Source organism: Xanthobacter aminoxidans, assembly GCF_023571765.1.
GTDB lineage: Bacteria > Pseudomonadota > Alphaproteobacteria > Rhizobiales > Xanthobacteraceae > Xanthobacter > Xanthobacter aminoxidans.
Genome location: NZ_JAMJXC010000060.1, coordinates 1 through 1,173 on the forward strand (window position 1 = coordinate 1; position 1,173 = coordinate 1,173).

At 69.7% G+C, this 1,173-nt stretch carries 1 protein-coding gene; it reads right to left on the minus strand.

The window, feature by feature from the left end:
* Positions 1-23: 23 nt before the first annotated feature.
* On the minus strand, positions 24-968 hold the full coding sequence (locus tag EJ105_RS27610) for an IS110 family RNA-guided transposase (RefSeq protein WP_250168885.1): 945 nt from the start codon (positions 966-968) through the stop codon (positions 24-26).
* Positions 969-1,173: the final 205 nt, after the last annotated feature.

Genomic DNA, 1,173 nt, shown 5'->3' on the forward strand with positions numbered 1-1,173 from the left:
CCGGGCATCTTCCGTGATTGGGGTCAAGCGGGTTTGGCGCCGCTCCAGTCGGTTTTGTCCCTTGCGATGGCGTTGAGGATGACGAGCATCTTTCGCATGACGGCGACGAGGGCGACCTTCCCCGGCCTGCGGTTTTCGGTGACGAGGCGCTGGTAGAAGGCCTTCATCGGGGCGTTGTGGCGGATGGCCGAGCGCGCGGCGTTGAACAGGACGAGGCGCACGCCGGGACGGCCATGGCCGGTGGTGGCGCGCCATGTCCGGGTCCCGCTGGCCCGGGTGCGAGGGGCCAGCCCGGCGAGGCTGGCGATCTCTTTGGCCGAGAGGCGTCCCAGTTCCGGCAATTCGCCGAGCAGGGTCATGACCGTGACCGGCCCGACCCCGGACAGGCTGCGCAGGTGCCGCGCCATCGCTGCCAGCTCTTCGTGCGCGGCCAGCGTGGCGCGGATTTCCGCCTCCAGGGCATCAAGGGCGCTCCTCAGGGCCGCCACCACGCCCTCGAAGCTGGCGCAGACCGCCGGGCTGCGGGCCAGCGCCATGCGGCATCGCTCGGCCTGGAGCGCATCCACCAGCTGCCGGCGGCGCGCCACCATCTCGCGCAGGGCCGGCTCGCCCTCCATCAAGGGCGCCAGCCCGCAGCGGTCGATCTCCAGGGCGGCAAAATCGGCGATCAGCCGGGCGTCGATGCGGTCGGTCTTGGCCTTGATCCCGCGCCGGGTGCGGAAGGCGGCGATCCGGTTGGGATGCACGCGGGCGAAGGGGATGCCCGCCGCGCCGAGCGCGTCCTGCAGATCCCGTTCATAGCCGCCTGTCGCCTCGAAGGCGGCGAGGGCAATGGGGCCTGTCGTCCGCAGGAAATTGGCAACGGCCTGCGGCGTGTTGGCGAGCCTCCATGTGGTGCCGCTGCCGGCCTCTGCCACATCGATCCATGCCTTCGAGACATCGAACCCCAGAATGCGCTTGTTCGCCATCTCCGCCTCCCTCACCATGGCGGTCTGGTCTGTCGCGCAGGATTGCTATCCGGGCGCTGAGCCCATTCTTCCGTACGCGCGAGACGACCGTGACGCCGGCGGACCCTGAGATGCCCTCGGTCGGCAAGACCCTCCACGTCGCAAGGTCCCGCCGGCGTCCCCGATCCCAATCCCAAGGGATCGACAACGCAACATGCAATCCACG